Genomic DNA, 18,984 nt, shown 5'->3' on the forward strand with positions numbered 1-18,984 from the left:
CAAGCGAGATATTATGTGCGGTATTGCCGGTTTGATCTTTCCCTCGTCCGACGCCGGCCAGCTGGCCGCGCTCGAGTCCATGGGGCGCGCCATCGCGCACCGCGGCCCCGATGACACCGGCGTGCTGCAGGCCACTACCGCCGACGGTGCGTGGCAGGTGGGCCTGCTGCACCGGCGCCTGTCGATTATCGATATCGCCACCGGCCACCAGCCGCTGGGCAACGAGACGGGTGACGTGCAGATCATCTTCAATGGCGAAATCTATAATTACCAGCCGCTGCGCGAGGAACTGATCGCGCTGGGCCACCGCTTCCGCACCGCTTCCGACACGGAAACCATCGTCCACGCCTACGTGCAGTGGGGCGAGGAGTGCGTGCGCCACTTCCGCGGCATGTTCGCGTTTGCCATCTGGGATGCGCGCCACAACCGCCTGTTCATGGCGCGCGACCCGTTCGGCAAGAAGCCGCTGTTCCTGTGGCAGCACGAAGGGCGGCTGGCCTTCGGTTCGGAAATCAAGGCGCTGCTGGCCTTGCCCGGCGTGGCCGCGCGTGCCAATGAGGACGCGATCTGGGATTATTTCGCCTACCGCTATGTGCCCGGTCCCACCACCCTGTTCCAGGGCATCAGGAAGCTGGCGCCCGGTTCCACCGCCACCTGGGAAAACGGCGTGCTGCGCGAGAGCGTGTATTACACGCCGCCCGACAGCCGGCCGCGCGTGGCAAGCAGCTTGCCGGCCGATCCGGTCGCCACCTTCCTGGAAAAACTTGACGAATCGGTGCGCATCCGCATGATCTCGGACGTGCCCTTCGGCGCCTTTTTGTCCGGCGGCATCGATTCCTCGGCCGTGGTGGCCTTGATGTCGCGCCATGCCGGCGTGCCTGTGAAAACTTTTTCGGTCGGCTTCAAGGAGGGCGGTTTCAGCGAGCTGGCGTATGCGGCCGATATCGCGCGCCAGTTTTCCACCGATCACCACGAGCTGGAAGTGTCGGTCGACCAGGTGATCGAATTGCTGCCCGACCTGGTGCGCTTTCGCGACGCGCCGGTGGCCGAGCCGTCCGATATTCCCATCTATTTGCTGGCGAAGGAATCGCGCAAGACGGTCAAGATGGTGCTGACGGGCGAGGGTTCCGATGAAATCCTGGGGGGTTACCCCAAGCATGTGTACGAGCGCTATGCGGGCAGCTACCAGCAATTGCCCGGCGTGCTGCGGCGTGGCCTGATCGAGCCGGCCATCGGCGCCTTGCCATATCGTTTTCGCCGCGCCAAGACGGCCATCGTCAACCTGGGCCTGGAAGCGTTCGACGAGCGCATGCCGCGCTGGTTCGGCATGATGTCGGACCAGGAAAGGGCGCGCCTGGTCGCCATGCCCGCGCCACGGCGCACGCAGGAGGCGGGTCTCGGCTGTGGCGGCGGCGACAACAGCGCGCTGCGCCGCATCCTGTGCTTCGATCAAAAAAGCTGGCTACCCGACAATCTGCTGGAACGGGGTGACCGCATGACCATGGCCGCCTCGCTCGAAGCGCGCATGCCCTTCATGGACCACGAGCTGGCCGCCTATGTGTCGACCCTGCCCGACGATTACCGCGTGCGCGGGCGCGCCACCAAGTGGATCCTTCGCGAAGCGATGAAGCAGCTGCTGCCGACGGCGATCCTGGAACGGCCGAAAGTGGGCTTTCGCGTGCCCGTCAACGAATGGTTCCGCGGTCCCATGAAAGAGTATCTGTACGAGCACCTGACGGGCGCCTCGTCGCGCACGCGCCACTACTACCATGCGCAAGCGCTGCAGCAGGTGCTGGCCGAGCACGTGAAAGGGCGGCAAAACCACGAGAAGCTGCTGTGGAGCTTGCTGACCCTGGAAATCTGGCATCGCCAGTATCTGTGAGCGCGGACCATGCTGGCTAATTTGTCCTGGAAACTGAACCGCTTGCGCGCCATGGGCGCGCCCGAAGTGGCGCACCGCGTGCGCGACGCGGTGCAGCAACGCCTGCAGGCGCGCGGCATCGGTCTGGTACCTGTGCCGCCGCCGGCGTCGCTGGCGCGCTTCGGCCAGCCGTGGCTGGGATTGCCGTCCGACCCGGCGCCGCACCTGGCGGCGGCCGAACGCATCCTGGCCGGCCGCTTTGATGTATTCGCGCTGCGCGATGTGGAACTCGGTTTTCCGCCCGAGTGGAACCGCGACCCGAAGACGGGTACCGTGGCCCCGGTCAGCTTCGGCAAGACCCTCAATTACCGCGACGAGGCGGTGGTCGGCGATATCAAATGCCTGTGGGAACCGAACCGCCACCTGATGATCAGTGATCTCGCGATGGCGTATCGCCTCAGTGGCGAGCTGAAATATGCGCAGGGCGTGCAAATCCTGCTCGAATCGTGGTGGCGGCAGTGCCCGTATACGTTGGGGCCGAACTGGAGCAGCGCGCTGGAACTGGCCTTGCGCCTGGTCAGCTGGTCGCATGCCTGGAACTTGCTGGGCGGCATCGATAGCGTGCTGTTCCAGGGGAGCGGCGGCCAGGCGTTTTTGCAGCGCTGGCTGGCCAGCATCTACCAGCACTGCCATTTTATTGCCGGCCATTTTTCGCGCCACTCGTCGGCCAACAACCATCTGTTTGGCGAATTGACGGGCTTGCACGTGGCGGCGCTGACCTGGCCGTGCTGGCCGGACAGCGCGGCCTGGCTGGCGCAGACGGAACGCGAACTGGAACAGCAGGCCTTGCTGCAGAACGGCGCGGACGGCGTCAACCGCGAGCAAGCGATCTATTACCAGCACACCGTGGCCGACGAGATGCTGCTGTGCGTGCTGGCGGGCCGCGCCAATGGCCGGCCCCGTTCCGCCGCCTTTTTGCAGCGGCTGGAAGCCATGCTGGAATTTATCGCCGCCATGATGAACGTGGCGGGCGAGGTGCCGATGATCGGCGACGCCGACGACGCGCAGCTGGCCAGCTGGGACAAGTCGCCCGGCGTCAATGTCTACCGCTCATTGCTGGCCAGCGGCGCGGCGCTGTTCGGGCGCAGCGATTTCAAGTTCAAGGCGGGACGGTTTGACGACAAGAGCGCCTGGCTGCTGGGCGAGGCGGGCCGGCAGGCTTTCGACGCCTTGCCGGTCGCAACGCAGACGCGCTTGCCGCGCAGTTTCGCCGACGGCGGCTACTGGATCATGGGCGCAAATCTTGATACACCGCTTGAGGTGCGCCTGATCGCGGACGCCGGTCCCCTCGGCTACCTGGGCATTGCCGCCCACGGCCATGCCGACGCGCTGGCCTTGACCCTGTCGGTGGCGGGCCAGGCGGTGCTGGTCGATCCGGGCACCTATGCCTATCACACGCAGAAACAGTGGCGCGATTATTTTCGCGGCACCAGCGCGCACAACACGCTGCGCATCGATGGCCGGGACCAGTCCGAATCGGGCGGCAACTTCTTGTGGCTGCGCAAGGCCAGGGCACAGTGCCTGGCGTGGCGCGACGACAGTGACGGCCAGTTCTGGAGCGCCAGCCACGACGGCTACCTGGCCTTGCCTGATCCTGTGCTGCACCGGCGCGAGGTCAGCGTGGCGCCCGGCGCACGGCGGATCGTGGTGGAAGATGTGCTTGAATGCAAAGGCACGCACGAGGTCGAGCTGTTCTGGCATATCGATCCGCAATGCGCGGTCAGGCTCGACGGTGGCGTGCTGCATATCCGTGGCAAGCAATGCGAGATCGCCATGCACTTGCCCGATGTGCCCGGCGCCACCATGGCGCTGGTGCGGGGCGGCGAGCAGCCGGTGCTGGGCTGGATTGCGCATCGCTTTGATGAAAAACAGGCTGCGCCCACTTTGGTCTGGCGCGCGCGGCTCGACGGCGGGACCAAGCTGCGTACCACATTACACTTGATGACATCTGATCTGTAGAAATTGACGAGGAAAAAACATGAAAATTAGTATATTTGGCTTGGGTTATGTGGGCGCCGTCTCCGCCGGTTGCCTGGCCAGCGACGGCCACGAAGTGATCGGCGTCGACCCGAACAAGACCAAGGTCGACCTGATCAACCAGGGCACCACGCCCATCATCGAAAAAGATATCGGCGAGATGATCGCCGCCACCGTGAAGAGCGGCCATCTGCGCGCCACGGCGGACGTGCGCGATGCCGTGTTCGGTTCCGACATGTCGCTGATCTGCGTCGGCACGCCCTCGCAGCTGAACGGCAACCTGGACCTCAGCCATGTGCGCAAGGTATGCCAGGAAATCGGCGCGGCGATCGCCGAAAAAGATTCTTTCCATGTGGTGGTGGCGCGTTCGACCATGCTGCCCGGCTCGATGCGCTCGCTGGTGATCCCGACCCTGGAAGCGGCGTCCGGCAAGGTGGCCGGCGTCGATTTTGGCGTCTGCAACAACCCGGAATTCCTGCGCGAAGGCACGGCCGTCCACGACTACTACAATCCGCCGAAAACCGTGATCGGCGAGTCCGACGAAAAGGCCGGCGCCCTGCTGGTGCAGCTGTACGAAAAGATGGACGCGCCGCTGGTGCGCACCGATGTGGAAACGGCCGAGATGGTCAAGTACACCGACAACACCTGGCACGCCGTGAAAGTGGCGTTCGCCAACGAGATCGGCAATATCTGCAAGGCGGTCGGCATCGATGGCCACAAGGTGATGGAGATCTTCTGCCAGGATACCAAGCTGAACCTGTCACCGTATTACATGAAGCCGGGCTTCGCGTTCGGCGGCTCCTGCCTGCCGAAAGACGTGCGCGCGCTGACCTACAAGGCGCGCACCCTGGATCTCGATTTGCCGCTGCTCAATTCGATCCTGCCGTCGAACCAGAAGCAGGTGGAAAAAGGCATCAAGATGATCGCCGACAAGGGCGCGCGCAAGGTGGGTATCCTGGGCTTCTCGTTCAAGGCCGGCACCGACGACCTGCGCGAGTCGCCGCTGGTCGACGTGATCGAATATCTGCTGGGCAAGGGCTACGAGCTGAAACTGTACGACAAGAATGTCAACCTGGCCGCGCTGACGGGCGCCAACCAGGATTACATCCTGAACCATATTCCGCACATCTCCAAATTGATGGTGACCACCATGCAGGACGTGCTCGATTTTGCCGACACCATCGTGATCGGCAACGGCGCGGCCGAATTCAAGACCGTGCCGGGCAGCCTCAAGCCGCACCAGCATATCGTCGACCTGGTGCGCATCAGCAAGGAACAAAGTGGAGAGCAATATGACGGCATCTGCTGGTAAGGCCCGTCGGGTATTGATCCTGGTGGAAAACCTGCCGTCGCCGTTCGACCGGCGCGTGTGGCAGGAAGCGACCACCCTGCATGCGAACGGTTACGAGGTGTCGATCATCTGCCCCACCGGCAAGGGGTATGAATCGCGCTACGAGGCGATCGACGGTATCCATATCTACCGCTACCACCTGCCGCTGGAAGCCGAAGGCGCCAAGGGTTACCTGGTGGAATACTCGCTGGCGCTGTTCCACACCTTCCGCCTGGCGTGGAAGGTGCATTTCGCGCGCGGCTTCGATGTCATCCACGCCTGCAATCCGCCCGACCTGCTGTTTTTGATTGGCGGCTTTTTCAAGCTGACGATGGGCAAGCGCTTCCTGTTCGACCATCACGACATCAACCCGGAACTGTACGAAGCCAAGTTCGGCCGGCGCGACTTTTTCTACAAGCTGATGGTGCTGTTCGAGCGCTGGTCGTTCCAGAGCGCCGACGTGTCGATCGCCACCAACGAGTCGTACAAGAAGATCGCCATCGAACGCGGCGGCATGAAGCCCGAAGACGTGTATGTGGTGCGCAGCGGTCCCAAGCTGGACCGCCTGCGGGTGCTGCCGCCGGTGCCGGAATTGAAGCAAGGCCGCAGCTACCTGGTCGGCTATGTCGGCGTGATGGGAGCCCAGGAAGGCATCGACCTGCTGCTGCAGGCGGCCCAGTATATCGTGCAGACCCTGGGGCGCCAGGACGTGCAGTTCGGCCTGGTCGGCGGCGGCACCTCGCTGGAACAGATGAAACAGATGGCGCAGGACATGGGCATCGCCGATTACGTGACGTTCACGGGGCGCGTGCCGGACCAGCAACTGCTGGAAATGCTCAATACTTCGGACGTGTGCGTGAACCCGGACGTGGCCAACGACATGAACGACAAGTCGACCATGAACAAGATCATGGAATACATGGCGCTGGGCAAACCGATCGTGCAGTTCGACCTGGTCGAGGGCAAGGTCTCGGCCCAGGACGCGTCGCTGTATGCCATGAAGAACGATCCGGTCGACATGGCGCGCAAGATCGTCGAGCTGCTCGACGACCCGGCGCGGCGTGAACAGATGGGCGCATTTGGCCGCCACCGCGTGATCAACGAGCTGGAATGGGAGTACGAGGCGCCGAAATTGCTGGCCGCCTACGCGCGCCTGTTTCCCGCCGCCGCGCCGGCGCTGCAAGTGAATAAATAAGATCGGGACAACAGCCATGAAGATATATCCAGTGATCCTGTCGGGCGGTTCCGGCACCCGTTTGTGGCCGCTGTCGCGCGCCGTGCTGCCCAAGCAACTGCTGGCGCTGGTCACGGACCGGACCATGCTGCAGGAAACGGCGCTGCGTGTGCACAGCCTGCCGGACGGGGTTTGCCAGGTGATGCCGCCGCTGGTGGTCTGCGGCAATGAACACCGCTTCATGGTGGCCGAGCAGCTGCGCGAAATCAAGCTGGACCCCCTAGGCATCCTGCTTGAACCGGTGGGCCGCAATACGGCGCCGGCGGTGGCGGTGGCGGCGCAGTACCTGCTGGCGATCGACCCCGAGGCCTTGATGCTGGTGTTGCCGGCCGACCATGTGATCACCGACGTGCCGGCCTTCCACCAGGCCATCATTGCCGCAGCAAAGCTGGCGTCCGATGGTGCGCTGGCCACCTTCGGCATCGTGCCCACCGCACCGGAAACGGGCTATGGCTATATCCGCGCCGGCGCGCCGGTGGGCGCCGAGGCAGGGCAGGGCGCTTGCCAGGTCGAGCGTTTCGTGGAAAAGCCGGACCTGGCGACGGCGCAGGGTTTTGTCGCGGCCGGAAATTATTTCTGGAACAGCGGCATGTTTTTGTTCCGCGCCGAGCGCTATCTGAGCGAACTGGGCCAGTTCCAGCCCGCCATGCTGGACGCTTGCATGGCGGCCGTGCGCGACGGCTACCGCGACCTCGATTTCTGCCGCCTCGATGAAAAGGCATTTACCGGCAGCCCGTCCGATTCGATCGACTATGCCGTGATGGAACGGACGGCGCATGCGGTGGTGCTGCCGGCCAGCATAGGCTGGAGCGATGTCGGTTCCTGGTCGGCCCTGTGGGAAGTGCAGCAGGGGGACGCCAGCGGCAATGTGGTGCGCGGCGACGTGTATCTCGATGGCGTCAGCAACTGCCTGGTGCGCGCCGAGCGCCGCCTGGTGGCCGTGCTGGGCGTGCGCGACCTGGTGGTGGTGGAAACCGATGACGCCGTGCTGGTGGCCCACAAGGACCAGGTGCAGCGGGTCAAGCAGGTGGTCGACCATCTGAAGCAGCAGGGCCGCAGCGAACACGTGCAGCACCGCAAGGTGTACCGCCCCTGGGGCAGCTACGAAGGCATCGACCTGGGCCAGCGCTTCCAGGTCAAGCGCATCACCGTCAATCCGGGCGGCAAGCTGTCGCTGCAGATGCACCATCACCGGGCCGAGCACTGGGTGGTGGTCAGCGGCACGGCCAGGGTGACGTGTGGCGAGAAGGTGACCTTGCTGACGGAAAACGAATCGACCTATATTCCGATCGGCATGACGCACCGCCTGGAAAACCCGGGCAAGCTGCCGCTGCACCTGATCGAAGTGCAGTCGGGCAGTTATCTGGGCGAGGACGATATCGTGCGGCTGGAAGATGTCTACCAGCGAGCGTAAAGCCATAAAGCCTGCCAGCGCGCATAGGGCGCTATAATCGTCGCCGGGCGGGCGGCTCCGGCTGCCCGCACTCCCAACCTGACGGCGGCGACCTGACCTTGCGTATATTCCTTTATCTTTCCCTGGCGCTGGCCGCCAGCGCTGCCAGCAGCGCCAGTGCCGATGCACCGCCCGCCGCCGCCGGCCTGCAGCCGTCGCAGCTGGCCATCATCATCAACGACGCCGAACCGAACAGCGTCGAAGTGGGCGAATACTACCGGCAGGTGCATGGTATTCCCGCCGCCAATGTCGCCCACGTCACGATTCCGAACCGGCCCCGCAAGCTGAGCATGGACCAGTTCGCCCAGCTCAAGGAACGCATCGACGCCCAGCTGAAACCCGGCATCCAGGCCGTGCTGATGGTGTGGAGCGCGCCGTATGCCGTCGAGTGCAATTCCATCACCTCGGCATTTACGCTGGGCTACGACGCGGGGCAGTGCACCAAGACCTGCGATCCCGGCAAGGCCAGCCCGTATTTCAACAGCAATGTGGCCCAACCGTATACCCAGCTGGGCTTGCGCCTGGCGATGCTGCTGCCCATCGATTTTGTCGACGAGGCCAAGGCCGTGGCCGACCGTGGCGCCGTCAGCGGCTTTTCGCCGCCGGCCGCCAGCGCGTATTATCTGACGACGTCGGATGCCGCGCGCAACAGCCGCGCGCCGCTGTTTCCGCCGCCGGGCATGCTGGCCCCGCGCAAGCTGGCCATCAAGCACCTGAAGGCGGACAGCCTGGAAGGGGCGCAGGACATCATGGTCTACCAGACGGGCATGGCCAAGGTGGCCAAGCTCGACACCCTGCGCTTCCTGCCCGGTGCGCTGGCCGATCACCTGACCTCGTTTGGTGGCGACCTGCAAGGTACCCAGCAGATGAGCAGCCAGCGCTGGCTGGAAGCAGGTGCGACGGCCAGTTATGGCACCGTCAGCGAACCGTGCAGCTACTGGCAAAAGTTTCCACAGCCCAGCGTGCTGCTGCGCCGCTACCTGTCGGGCAGCACCGCGCTCGAAGCCTACTGGGGCAGCGTGGCATGGCCTGCGCAAGGCCTGTTTATCGGCGACCCCTTGGCCGCGCCGTACGCGCGCTTCCGGCGCTGAGTGTCAGCAGTTTTCCAGACGAAAAAAAGGCCCTCGCGGGCCTTTTTGCTCTTGGTTTACACTTTTATTTACGCTGTTGCGGCCCGCTTGCGCCGTCCCGCGAAGGCCACCAGGGCCAGGCCGGCCAGCAGCATGGCCCAGGTTTCCGGTTCCGGCACGGCCGGCACTTCCGGCGTGGCCGGGATCAGGCCGCCGCCGGTATTGAGGCCGCCGGCCGCGCCGCCGCCGCCCACGCCGCTTGAACCGCCAGTGGCGGCGGGCAGGTTTTCACTGAGCGACGACGCCACCACCAATGGCGCCTGGTTGTCGGCGCTGCCGCTGCGGCTGCGATTCAGCGCACGGCCCGCCGCGCCATAGGCCGGGGTCTCGTCGAGTGGATACACTTCCTCGTTGGCCACGAAATCACGGGTGCGGAAGCGAAACTGGTTGTCATCGGTCGTCAGGATCTTGCCGCCAGGTATGACCGCATCATTGCCAGGCATGCCATTGATCGCCAGGCGGTGGGTGCTGTCGCTGGAATCGAACTTGCGCAACTCCTGGTCCGAGACCACGCCGGTAAAGTCCGGCGTCGGTTGCTTGCCGTCATTGGCGCGCGTGCCGCCACTGATAAAGCCGTCCGCCAGGCTGCAGGCGCTGTAGGTGCCGTCGAGGTTGGCATCCTTGGCGTCGCCATTTGCGTTGTTGGTGCTGGCCTGGCAGCTTTTCTGATTGTCGCGCGGCTGGGCTTGGGTTTGCGCATGGGCGCTGCCGCCGAACGCCATGATGGCGGCGGCCAGCAGCAAAGGGCGCGCTGTCAAGCAGGCAAAAATCGATTTGGACATGATAGTTCTCTCAAAAAGCAGGTGCGCCGCGTCGCTGGTGACGCTGATTGCGCATATTGCAGCCACCCATCCCTGTGACCGTTGTGTGCGGGGAAAGGCGTGCTTTTCAAGGCCAGGCATGGATGAGGCCTGAACCTGTGTGTACTGCGTCTTGTTTAGTCCTTATCAGGAATTAAACTTATTTGTAGGAAATATATCATATTTTTCTGTTCAGTGTCGAGTCTGCTTTCATAATTCCCGCAGGGTGTTGCAGGCTCGCCATGGCGAGCCTCCTGGCCACCTCGCTGACATTTACGCTTGGAAACTGCGTAAAGCAGGCAACTATTTCATGAGAATAATAATTTCCAAAGTGAAACTTTAAATAAAATATTTATAATTTATTCCGTGTAATTATGCTACCATTATTATCAGTATTTCATGTACTTTGGGTGGCCAGCGTACAGCAGCCATAAATTCATTTTGAAGGAGATACAACATGAAATTGAAATTGATTGCTGCTGGTATCCTGGCGGCGGCATCGTTCAGCGCTTCCGCGACCGATCATCTGCTGGGGATCCTGGACCCGGCCGGTTCGGATACCTTGTCCGACAAGTCGGACAAGTTTCTTGACGCCGGCACGGCCATCAGTGACAGCTGGTTCTTCCAGCTGCTGACGCCCTCGTCGACTTCCTTCGGTGCGTTGCAAACGTTCTCGGTGGCCGAAGGCGCGATCACCAATTTTGCGGGATCGCTGTTCGGTGTCGGCACGAATACCTACTATGGTGCGCTGACCAATGTGGCCGGTGGTTCGAACCAGAACCTGAGCTGGGCCGGTCCTTTGGCCGCCGGTAACTACCGCGTGGACATTTCAGGCGTGACCGCTATTGACCGCTCGCAATATATCGCGACCGTCGCGGCCCTGCCGGTACCGGAGCCGGAAACCTACGCCATGATGCTGGCCGGCCTGGCGCTGGTGGGCGCCGTGGCTCGCCGCCGCGTCAAGAAATCTGCCTGATAGTGCTGGTGCAAAATGAAAAACCCGCCGAGGCGGGTTTTTTTGTCTGGCACTGGCAAACGTTCAGGGCTAGGCGCCAAGACGAAGACAGTGCGCCAGCACGGCGAGGCGCAGGCAACAATGCCCTGGACATTTGCTTATGCGGTGCGCTTGAAATCGCGGAAGCGGAAGCCGGCCAGCAGTAATGTGCCGAAATAGGCCACGCCGCACAGGCAGATCAGCAGGCCCAGGGTGCCGGCCCGCAGCAATGGATGGGCTTGCATGGCGATCCAGTCGATGCGGGTCGCGCCATAGGCGGCCACGCCACCCATCACGGCCAGGGCCGGCAGCAGGCGCAGGAAGAATGTCAGCCAGCCCGGTTTCGGCGTGTAGATGCCGCGGCGGCGCAAGCCCCAGTACAGGAAAGTGGCGTTCAGGCAGGCGCCCAGGCCGATCGACAGGGCCAGCCCGGCAACGGCCAGGTAGGGCACGAACAGCCAGTTCATCAGCTGCGTGGCGATCAGCACGCCGATGGCGATCTTGACGGGCGTGCGGATATCCTGGCGCGCATAAAACGCCGGCGCCAGGGTTTTCACCAGGATGATGCCCAGCAAACCCAGGCTGTAGGCCACCAGCGGCTCGGTCGACATGGCCACCGATTCGGCCGAAAATTTACCATAATGAAAAAGGGTGGCGATCAGCGGCGTGGCCAGGGTGGCCATGCCGACGGCCGCCGGCAAGGCCAGCAAAAAGGTCAGGCGCAAGCCCCAGTCCAGCAAGGACGAGTATTCCGTCTTGTCGCCATCGACATTGGCTTTCGACAGGCTGGGCAGCAAGATGGTGCCCAGGGCCACACCCAGCATGGCGGTCGGGAACTCCATCAGGCGGTCCGCGTAGGACAGCCAGGAAATGCTGCCTTCGGCCAGGCGCGAGGCGATGCTGGTGTTGATCATCAGGCTGATCTGCGCGGCCGACACGGCAAACACGGCCGGTCCCATTTTTTTCAGCACGCGCCGCACGCCGCCGTCCGACAGGCCGATGGCCGGGTTGATCGACAGGCGCGGCAGCATGCCGATCTTGATCAGGGCAGGGATCTGGATCGCCACCTGCAGCAGGCCGCCGACAAACACGGAAATCGCCATGGCGTAGATCGGCTGCGCCAGGTGCGGCGCCAAAAAGAGGGAGGCGGCGATAAAGGACAGGTTCAGCAGCACCGGTGTAAACGCGGGAATCTTGAATTCGCGCCAGGTGTTCAGGATGCCGCCGGCCAGCGCCACGAACGACATGCAACTGATATAAGGGAACATCAGGCGCGTCATCCAGACGGCCGCGTCGAAAGCGCCGGGGTCCTTGTTCAGGCCGGTGGCGATCACATACACGAACCATGGCGCGCCGAGGATGCCGATGGCGGACACCAGCAAGGTGGCCCACACCAGGGTGGTGGCCACATGGTCGGCCAACTGCTTGCTGGCCTCCTGGCCATGCTGGTTTTTATACTCCGACAAGATCGGCACGAAGGCTTGCGAGAACGCGCCTTCGGCAAACAGGCGCCGCAGCAGGTTGGGAATGCGGAAGGCCACGATAAAGGCGTCGGTGTAGGCGCCGGCGCCAAAGGCGCGCGCGAACAGGCTTTCGCGCAACAAACCGGTGACTCGGGACAGCATGGTCATGCTGGAAATGGCGGCGAGGGTTCTGAGCAAGTTCATGGGGGCAGATTATAGCTGGGCGCGGCCTGTGCAAACGGTTAACATGCTGTAATAATCAGCGCTTTCCGGCCCCGGGTGCCGCCGTTTTTCGCCCTTTTGATGTCGATAGCGGCTTTTTTGAATTGCCCTCGCCGGAAAATCTCGTTATAATCGAAGGCTGTACAGAATTCTGTTACGCAGACACTAATGTTTGACAGGCACTGGTTTGGCACACATGGTTCGGCAGACGCACAGAACGCACCGGTTGGCAAACACTAATGTTTGCAAACGCACTTTGACCCTGTTTTAGGAAATTCCATGGCAAATACCGCACAAGCGCGCAAACGCGCTCGTCAAGCAGTTAAGCAAAACGCACACAATTCGTCCCAGCGTTCGACCTTGCGCACAGCTATCAAAGCTGCTCGCAAAGCGATCCAGGGCGGCGACAAGGCAGCTGCTGCTGCAATCTTCCAGGCTTCCGTGTCGACCATCGACCGTATCGCTGACAAGAAGATCATCCACAAAAACAAGGCAGCTCGCCACAAGAGCCGTCTGGCAGCTGCTTTGAAAGCACTGTCCGCTTAATATTCGCCCTTTCGCCAGTTCGCTGGCGTTGGATGAAAAGCAAAAACCCGCAGACTTGTTCTGGCGGGTTTTTTCGCGTTCATCGCCGGCTGATGCCGTCTATTTTGATGCTGGCAGGTTGGCGATCACCATGCCCGGCTTGATATTGCGTAGCCGAAACCAGCCCAGGTTCATTTCCAGCGCATAGCGCGCCGGCATGGCTTTCGTCGAGCAATGGCTGTCGAGCGTATGCGGCTGCATGTCTTCGATATTGATGATCTTGCCGGACGCATCGAGAAAGGCCACCGACAGCGGCAGTGCCGTATTGCGCATCCACATGCATTGCGCGGCCGGCGCGCCGAACACGAACAGCATGCCGCCATTGACGGCCATGCTGTCGCGGTACATCAGGCCCAGTTCGCGCTGGTTTTCCGTGGCGGCCACCTCGGCCACGATCGCATGCTTGCCGGCCAGCAGCTGCACCGTCGTCAAAGGCGGGTTTTGCGCCCGGGAATCCGGGGCCGGCGCCGCCATCGCAAAGGCCAGGCTGCTGCAAATCAGAAAAGTTTTCATGTGCAAGACGTTAGCGGTGGAAGCGGCGATTAAGCCATGCTGGCGCGCCAGCCGTCAAGCCGGCGTCATCCGTTGCTGATGGCGTCGCCGGGCACTTCGCACCATTCGCCCGGCATCAAGGGGTGGCTGGCCAGCGAGAACGGCCCGATGCTGCTGCGCACCAGGCGCAGGGTCGGCAGGCCGACGGCGGCCGTCATGCGCCGCACCTGGCGGTTTTTTCCTTCTTTCAAGGTGATCGCCAGCCACGAGGTAGGGTGGTCAAGGCGCGTGCGGATCGGTGGATGGCGCGGCCACAACCAGTCTGGCTCGGCAATCCGCACGGCCTGGCACGGCTTGGTGACGAAGTCGCCCAGATCCAGCGGCGCTTGCAGGCGCGCCAGGCTGGCCGCATCGGGCACGCCGTCGACCTGCACCAGGTAGGTCTTCGCCTCCTTGCGGTCGGGGTGGCTGATGGCGTGCTGCAGGCGGCCGTCGTCGGTCAGCAGCAGCAGGCCTTCGCTGTCGGCGTCGAGCCGGCCGGCCGGGTAGATGCCGGGGATATCAAGGTGGTCGGCCAGGGTGAGGCGGCCATCCTGTGGCGAGAACTGGCACAGGACCTGGAACGGCTTGTTAAAAAGTATGAGTGGCATGGTGTTATCTTGATGCAAAAGAAGGCGTTGCCGCCGGTGAGGCGTGGCGCCGTGTACTATAGTGGTGCATAATGAGAAACGCAGTCGTCTTATATCTTATAGAAGACCTTTTGATGCCTTTCTCTGCCCCTGATTTGTTTTGTGACGCAATCCCCTTCGGAGATTTTGATGTACCAACATATTACAGTACCTGCTGACGGACAAAAAATCACCGTCAACGCCGACTTTTCGCTGAACGTGCCCGACCAGCCCATCATTCCCTTTATCGAGGGCGATGGCACCGGCAGCGATATCACGCCGGTGATGATCAAGGTGGTCGACGCGGCGGTGGCCAAGGCCTATGGCGGCGCGCGCAAGATCAGCTGGATGGAAATCTTTGCCGGCGAAAAAGCCACCCGCGTGTATGGCGCCGACAGCTGGCTGCCGGCGGAAACGCTGGCCGTGCTGAAAGACTATGTGGTGTCGATCAAGGGTCCGCTGACCACGCCGGTCGGCGGCGGCATGCGTTCGCTCAACGTGGCCCTGCGCCAGCAGCTCGACCTGTATGTCTGTTTGCGTCCGGTGCGCTATTTCAAGGGCGTACCGTCGCCATTGAAGGCGCCGGAAAAAACCGATATGGTGATTTTCCGCGAAAACTCGGAAGATATCTATGCCGGCATCGAATACGCGCAGGGTACCGATGATGCAAAGAAACTGATCGATTTCCTGGTAAAGGAAATGGGTGTCACGAAGATTCGTTTCCCGGAAACCTCGGGCATCGGCATCAAGCCGGTGTCGGTGGAGGGAACCGAGCGCCTGGTGCGCAAGGCGCTGCAATATGCGATCGACAATGACAAGCCTTCCGTGACGATCGTGCACAAAGGCAACATCATGAAATACACGGAAGGCGGTTTCCGCGACTGGGCGTATGCGCTGGCGCAAAAGGAATTTGGCGCCGAACTGATCGATGGCGGCCCGTGGTGCAAGTTCAAGAATCCGAAAACCGGGCGCGACATCACGGTCAAGGATTCGATCGCCGACGCTTTCCTGCAACAAATCCTGATGCGCCCGGTGGAATACAGCGTGATCGCCACCCTGAACCTGAATGGTGACTATATTTCCGACGCGCTGGCGGCCCAGGTGGGCGGCATCGGCATCGCGCCGGGCGGCAACCTGTCCGATTCGGTGGCCATGTTCGAAGCGACGCACGGCACGGCGCCGAAATACGCGGGCAAGGATGTGGTGAATCCCGGTTCGCTGATTTTGTCGGCGGAAATGATGTTGCGCCACATGGGCTGGGTCGAGGCGGCGGACCTGATCATCGCGGCGATGCAGAAGTCGATCGCCCTGAAACGCGTGACCTATGATTTCGCGCGCCTGATGGAAGACGCGACGCAAGTGTCGTGCTCGGGCTTTGGCGCGGTGATGGTCGAGCAGATGTAAAGCGGCCGGACGAAAAAAAACCCCGTTCGAAAACGGGGTTTTTCACATCTGAGGGCCGAAAGAAGCTTAGGCGGACTGGATGTTGGAAGCTTGCTTGCCTTTAGGGCCTTGCGTGACTTCGAATTGAACTTTTTGACCTTCTTTGAGGGTCTTGAAACCGTTCATGTTGATTGCGGAGAAATGAGCAAACAAATCTTCGCCGCCATCATCTGGAGTGATGAAGCCAAAGCCTTTGGAATCATTGAACCACTTAACTGTACCTGTTGCCATAAAAAGAACTTTCAAAATTAAAACAAATCACACGAGCCATAAAAGCAAGAAGCTTCTTGCCCCCTCCTCGACGTCTCACTTCTTATCAAGCTGTACATATTACTGCAACAGTCGATACCGCATTGTTGGCGGAATAAATATTGAAGTCAAGCGCTTTTCCACTGATCTTGCCAAATTCTTCACGAGCACCAAAAAAGCAACTCTTGATTTTGGCGACAGGGACGCCATCTGCGCTGTAGTGAGAAAACGCGTAAGATTGAAAACAATTGGAAACGCGCAGATATTGCGCATGACAACCACTGTGAAAGCATTAGAATAAGCGTATGGCAACCAAGCACGACACAGAAGCCCTGCTGGAGCGGCAAGCCCTCAAGCCGCCGCCGCTCTATCAGGTAGCCTTGCTCAATGACGACTATACCCCGATGGAATTCGTGGTGGCCATCATTCAGGAGTATTTCAACAAGGACCGTGAAACGGCGACGCAAATCATGCTCAGTGTTCACCGCTACGGCAAAGGAGTGTGCGGCGTGTTCTCTAAAGATATAGCGTGTACCAAAGTGGAGTTCGTTTTAACGCATGCGCGCAAGGCGGGGCATCCCCTGCAGTGCGTGATGGAGGAAGTATGATTGCGCAGGAATTAGAAGTAAGTTTGCACATGGCGTTTGTCGAAGCTCGGCAGGCACGGCACGAATTCATCACGGTGGAGCATCTGCTGCTGGCACTGCTGGACAATCCCTCCGCGGCCGAGGTATTGCGGGCCTGCGCGGTCAATATCGACGACCTGCGCAAGACCCTCACCAACTTCATCGGCGATAACACGCCGACCGTGCCTGGCACGGGCGAGGTCGATACCCAGCCGACGCTTGGTTTCCAGCGCGTGATCCAGCGCGCCATCATGCACGTTCAATCGGCATCGAATGGCAAGAAGGAAGTCACCGGCGCCAATGTGCTGGTGGCGATCTTCGGCGAAAAGGATTCGCACGCGGTCTACTACCTGCACCAGCAGGGCGTGACCCGCCTGGACGTGGTCAATTTCATTTCCCACGGCGTACGCAAGGACCAGTCGACCGAAAGCGCGAAAGCGTCGGAAGGCGTGGAAGAGGCGCCGGCCGAAGGGCAACCGAAGGAAAGTCCGCTCGACCAGTTCACGCAAAACCTGAACAAGGCCGCTGCCGAAGGCAAGATCGACCCGCTGATCGGGCGCGAGGACGAAGTCGACCGCGTGATCCAGATCCTGTGCCGCCGCCGCAAGAACAATCCGCTGCTGGTCGGCGAGGCGGGCGTGGGCAAGACGGCCATCGCCGAAGGCCTGGCCTACCGCATCACGCAAAGCGATGTGCCGGAAATCCTGCAAAATGCCGTCGTGTATTCGCTGGACATGGGAGCCTTGCTGGCCGGTACCAAATACCGCGGTGACTTCGAGCAGCGCCTGAAAGCCGTGCTGAAACAGCTGAAGGACAATCCGAACGGCATCCTGTTCATCGACGAGATCCACACCATCATCGGTGCGGGCTCGGCCTCGGGCGGCACGCTGGACGCGTCCAACCTGCTGAAACCGGCACTGGCCAACGGCCAGCTGAAGTGCATCGGCGCGACCACCTACACGGAATTCCGTGGCGTGTTCGAAAAAGACCATGCGCTCTCGCGCCGCTTCCAGAAGGTGGACGTCAACGAGCCGACCGTCGAGCAGACCGTGCAGATCCTGCGCGGCCTGAAATCGCGCTTCGAAGAACATCACGGCGTGAAATACTCGGCGTCGGCCCTGTCGACGGCGGCCGAACTGGCGGCGCGCTTCATCAACGACCGCCATCTGCCCGACAAGGCGATCGACGTCATCGATGAAGCGGGCGCGGCGCAACGCATCCTGCCGAAGTCGAAGCAGAAGAAAACCATCGGCAAGGCGGAGATCGAGGACATCATCGCCAAGATCGCCCGTATTCCGCCGCAAACGGTCAACCAGGACGACCGCAGCAAGCTGCAAACCATCGACCGCGACCTGCGCAACGTGGTGTTCGGGCAAGACCCGGCCATCGATGCGCTGGCCTCGGCCATCAAGATGGCGCGCGCTGGCCTCGGCAAGACGGACAAGCCGATCGGTTCCTTCCTGTTCTCCGGTCCTACCGGCGTCGGCAAGACCGAGGTGGCCAAGCAACTGGCGTTTATCCTCGGTATCGAGCTGATCCGTTTCGACATGTCGGAATACATGGAGCGTCATGCCGTCAGCCGCCTGATCGGCGCGCCACCGGGCTATGTCGGTTTCGACCAGGGCGGTCTGCTGACCGAAGCGATCACCAAGAAGCCGCACGCGGTGTTGCTGCTCGATGAAATTGAAAAAGCCCATCCGGACATTTTCAATATCCTGCTGCAAGTGATGGACCATGGCACCTTGACGGACAACAACGGTCGCAAGGCCGACTTCCGCAATGTGATCATTATCATGACCACCAATGCGGGCGCGGAGAGTTTGCAGAAGGCCTCGATCGGCTTCACGAATTCCAAGCAGGCAGGCGACGAGATGGCCGACATCAAGCGCATGTTCACGCCGGAGTTCCGCAACCGTATCGATGCCACTATCAGCTTCCGCGCGCTGGACCAGGAAATCATCCTGCGCGTGGTCGACAAGTTCCTGATGCAGCTGGAAGAGCAGTTGCACGAGAAAAAAGTCGAAGCCGTGTTTACCGAGAAGCTGCGTGCCTTCCTGGGCAAGAAAGGGTTCGATCCGCTGATGGGCGCGCGGCCGATGTCGCGGTTGATCCAGGACATGATCCGCAAGGCGCTGGCCGACGAACTGCTGTTCGGCCGCCTGGTGTCTGGCGGCAAGGTCACGGTCGACCTCGACGACAAGGACCAGGTCCTGCTGGAATTCCCGGAACCGCCTGATGCGGCGCCGACGGCAGCACCGGAAACGGTTGAAGTCGAATAGGTCCCTGGCACTTCAAAAAACCCGCCCACGCAAATGGGCGGGTTTTTTTACGTCCTTGCGCGGGTTTTTTTACGTTCATATGGGCAATAAAGAAGGTTTTCTTCGGAGCGCTTTATGC

16 protein-coding genes are annotated in these 18,984 nt (G+C 61.5%); 11 read left to right on the forward strand and 5 right to left on the reverse strand.

Annotated elements, in window-relative coordinates:
* The first annotated feature begins 13 nt into the window (after positions 1 to 13).
* The 6 genes from asnB to ACP7B7_RS09255 all read left to right on the forward strand — a co-directional run bounded on the left by asnB (position 14) and on the right by ACP7B7_RS09255 (position 9,006).
* Positions 14 to 1,882 carry an asparagine synthase (glutamine-hydrolyzing) gene (gene asnB, locus ACP7B7_RS09230; RefSeq protein WP_426076482.1) on the forward strand — a complete coding sequence of 623 codons (1,869 nt, stop codon included), beginning with the start codon at positions 14 to 16 and terminating at the stop codon, positions 1,880 to 1,882.
* A 9-nt stretch (positions 1,883 to 1,891) separates the two neighbouring features.
* Positions 1,892 to 3,880, forward strand: coding sequence for an alginate lyase family protein (locus ACP7B7_RS09235; RefSeq protein WP_426076483.1), 1,989 nt, complete (start codon positions 1,892 to 1,894; stop codon positions 3,878 to 3,880).
* Between the two features lie 19 nt (positions 3,881 to 3,899).
* Positions 3,900 to 5,210 carry a nucleotide sugar dehydrogenase gene (locus ACP7B7_RS09240; protein WP_426076484.1) on the forward strand — a complete coding sequence of 437 codons (1,311 nt, stop codon included), beginning with the start codon at positions 3,900 to 3,902 and terminating at the stop codon, positions 5,208 to 5,210.
* The gene (locus ACP7B7_RS09245; RefSeq protein WP_308922487.1) at positions 5,191 to 6,423 is read left to right on the forward strand and encodes a glycosyltransferase family 4 protein; all 1,233 of its coding nucleotides are present in this window, start codon (positions 5,191 to 5,193) and stop codon (positions 6,421 to 6,423) included. The genes ACP7B7_RS09240 and ACP7B7_RS09245 overlap by 20 nt, the downstream gene beginning before the upstream one ends.
* A 16-nt stretch (positions 6,424 to 6,439) precedes the next feature.
* Positions 6,440 to 7,876 (forward strand): mannose-1-phosphate guanylyltransferase/mannose-6-phosphate isomerase, encoded by a 1,437-nt coding sequence (locus ACP7B7_RS09250; RefSeq protein WP_308922486.1) that lies wholly within the window; start codon positions 6,440 to 6,442, stop codon positions 7,874 to 7,876.
* Positions 7,877 to 7,974: 98 nt separating this feature from the next.
* Positions 7,975 to 9,006 carry a TIGR03790 family protein gene (locus ACP7B7_RS09255; RefSeq protein WP_308922485.1) on the forward strand — a complete coding sequence of 344 codons (1,032 nt, stop codon included), beginning with the start codon at positions 7,975 to 7,977 and terminating at the stop codon, positions 9,004 to 9,006.
* Positions 9,007 to 9,074: 68 nt separating this feature from the next.
* Here the strand turns inward: ACP7B7_RS09255 and ACP7B7_RS09260 are convergent, their stop codons facing one another.
* Positions 9,075 to 9,827 (reverse strand): PEPxxWA-CTERM sorting domain-containing protein, encoded by a 753-nt coding sequence (locus ACP7B7_RS09260; protein WP_308922484.1) that lies wholly within the window; start codon positions 9,825 to 9,827, stop codon positions 9,075 to 9,077.
* A gap of 475 nt (positions 9,828 to 10,302) precedes the next feature.
* On the opposite strand from ACP7B7_RS09260, the gene ACP7B7_RS09265 reads away from it, so the two are divergent.
* Positions 10,303 to 10,821: an FxDxF family PEP-CTERM protein gene (locus ACP7B7_RS09265; protein WP_308922483.1), complete on the forward strand. Its 519-nt coding sequence runs from the start codon at positions 10,303 to 10,305 to the stop codon at positions 10,819 to 10,821.
* 137 nt (positions 10,822 to 10,958) lie between these two features.
* On the opposite strand, the gene murJ is transcribed toward ACP7B7_RS09265, so the two are convergent.
* Entirely contained in the window at positions 10,959 to 12,506 is a 1,548-nt protein-coding gene (gene murJ, locus ACP7B7_RS09270; protein ID WP_426076485.1) for a murein biosynthesis integral membrane protein MurJ, read from the reverse strand.
* A 297-nt stretch (positions 12,507 to 12,803) separates the two neighbouring features.
* Here murJ and rpsT point away from each other — a divergent pair, with 297 nt between their 5' ends.
* Positions 12,804 to 13,070: a 30S ribosomal protein S20 gene (gene rpsT / locus ACP7B7_RS09275; RefSeq protein WP_010395935.1), complete on the forward strand. Its 267-nt coding sequence runs from the start codon at positions 12,804 to 12,806 to the stop codon at positions 13,068 to 13,070.
* A gap of 99 nt (positions 13,071 to 13,169) precedes the next feature.
* Here rpsT and ACP7B7_RS09280 read toward each other — a convergent pair whose 3' ends face one another.
* Entirely contained in the window at positions 13,170 to 13,622 is a 453-nt protein-coding gene (locus tag ACP7B7_RS09280; RefSeq protein ID WP_308922481.1) for a DUF192 domain-containing protein, read from the reverse strand.
* A gap of 65 nt (positions 13,623 to 13,687) precedes the next feature.
* The gene (locus ACP7B7_RS09285; protein WP_308922480.1) at positions 13,688 to 14,251 is read right to left on the reverse strand and encodes a pseudouridine synthase; all 564 of its coding nucleotides are present in this window, start codon (positions 14,249 to 14,251) and stop codon (positions 13,688 to 13,690) included.
* Between the two features lie 168 nt (positions 14,252 to 14,419).
* Here ACP7B7_RS09285 and icd point away from each other — a divergent pair, with 168 nt between their 5' ends.
* The gene (gene icd / locus ACP7B7_RS09290; RefSeq protein WP_308922479.1) at positions 14,420 to 15,673 is read left to right on the forward strand and encodes an NADP-dependent isocitrate dehydrogenase; all 1,254 of its coding nucleotides are present in this window, start codon (positions 14,420 to 14,422) and stop codon (positions 15,671 to 15,673) included.
* A gap of 66 nt (positions 15,674 to 15,739) precedes the next feature.
* Here icd and cspE read toward each other — a convergent pair whose 3' ends face one another.
* The gene (gene cspE / locus ACP7B7_RS09295) at positions 15,740 to 15,943 is read right to left on the reverse strand and encodes a transcription antiterminator/RNA stability regulator CspE (RefSeq protein WP_008446468.1); all 204 of its coding nucleotides are present in this window, start codon (positions 15,941 to 15,943) and stop codon (positions 15,740 to 15,742) included.
* Between the two features lie 323 nt (positions 15,944 to 16,266).
* Between cspE and clpS the strand changes: the two genes are divergently transcribed.
* Both clpS and clpA read left to right on the forward strand, forming a co-directional pair.
* Complete coding sequence (gene clpS, locus ACP7B7_RS09300) at positions 16,267 to 16,569, forward strand: ATP-dependent Clp protease adapter ClpS (RefSeq protein WP_308922478.1); 303 nt, start codon at positions 16,267 to 16,269, stop codon at positions 16,567 to 16,569.
* Positions 16,566 to 18,866, forward strand: a complete 2,301-nt coding sequence (gene clpA / locus ACP7B7_RS09305; protein ID WP_308922477.1) for an ATP-dependent Clp protease ATP-binding subunit ClpA — start codon at positions 16,566 to 16,568, stop codon at positions 18,864 to 18,866. Before clpS ends, clpA begins: the two co-directional genes overlap by 4 nt.
* The last annotated feature ends 118 nt before the right edge of the window (positions 18,867 to 18,984 follow it).

It is taken from the genome of Janthinobacterium sp. PSPC3-1 (assembly GCF_049896105.1).
In the GTDB taxonomy this organism is placed as follows: domain Bacteria; phylum Pseudomonadota; class Gammaproteobacteria; order Burkholderiales; family Burkholderiaceae_D; genus Janthinobacterium.

Excerpts from the sequence above, each read along its gene's own strand:
- asnB (WP_426076482.1), top strand. The coding sequence starts at position 14 with ATGTGCGGTATTGCCGGTTTGATCTTTCCCTCGTCCGACGCCGGCCAG.
- ACP7B7_RS09235 (WP_426076483.1), top strand. The coding sequence starts at position 1,892 with ATGCTGGCTAATTTGTCCTGGAAACTGAACCGCTTGCGCGCCATGGGC.
- ACP7B7_RS09240 (WP_426076484.1), top strand. The coding sequence starts at position 3,900 with ATGAAAATTAGTATATTTGGCTTGGGTTATGTGGGCGCCGTCTCCGCC.
- ACP7B7_RS09245 (WP_308922487.1), top strand. The coding sequence starts at position 5,191 with ATGACGGCATCTGCTGGTAAGGCCCGTCGGGTATTGATCCTGGTGGAA.
- ACP7B7_RS09250 (WP_308922486.1), top strand. The coding sequence starts at position 6,440 with ATGAAGATATATCCAGTGATCCTGTCGGGCGGTTCCGGCACCCGTTTG.
- ACP7B7_RS09260 (WP_308922484.1), bottom strand. The coding sequence starts at position 9,827 with ATGTCCAAATCGATTTTTGCCTGCTTGACAGCGCGCCCTTTGCTGCTG.
- ACP7B7_RS09265 (WP_308922483.1), top strand. The coding sequence starts at position 10,303 with ATGAAATTGAAATTGATTGCTGCTGGTATCCTGGCGGCGGCATCGTTC.
- murJ (WP_426076485.1), bottom strand. The coding sequence starts at position 12,506 with ATGAACTTGCTCAGAACCCTCGCCGCCATTTCCAGCATGACCATGCTG.
- rpsT (WP_010395935.1), top strand. The coding sequence starts at position 12,804 with ATGGCAAATACCGCACAAGCGCGCAAACGCGCTCGTCAAGCAGTTAAG.
- ACP7B7_RS09280 (WP_308922481.1), bottom strand. The coding sequence starts at position 13,622 with ATGAAAACTTTTCTGATTTGCAGCAGCCTGGCCTTTGCGATGGCGGCG.
- ACP7B7_RS09285 (WP_308922480.1), bottom strand. The coding sequence starts at position 14,251 with ATGCCACTCATACTTTTTAACAAGCCGTTCCAGGTCCTGTGCCAGTTC.
- icd (WP_308922479.1), top strand. The coding sequence starts at position 14,420 with ATGTACCAACATATTACAGTACCTGCTGACGGACAAAAAATCACCGTC.
- cspE (WP_008446468.1), bottom strand. The coding sequence starts at position 15,943 with ATGGCAACAGGTACAGTTAAGTGGTTCAATGATTCCAAAGGCTTTGGC.
- clpS (WP_308922478.1), top strand. The coding sequence starts at position 16,267 with ATGGCAACCAAGCACGACACAGAAGCCCTGCTGGAGCGGCAAGCCCTC.
- clpA (WP_308922477.1), top strand. The coding sequence starts at position 16,566 with ATGATTGCGCAGGAATTAGAAGTAAGTTTGCACATGGCGTTTGTCGAA.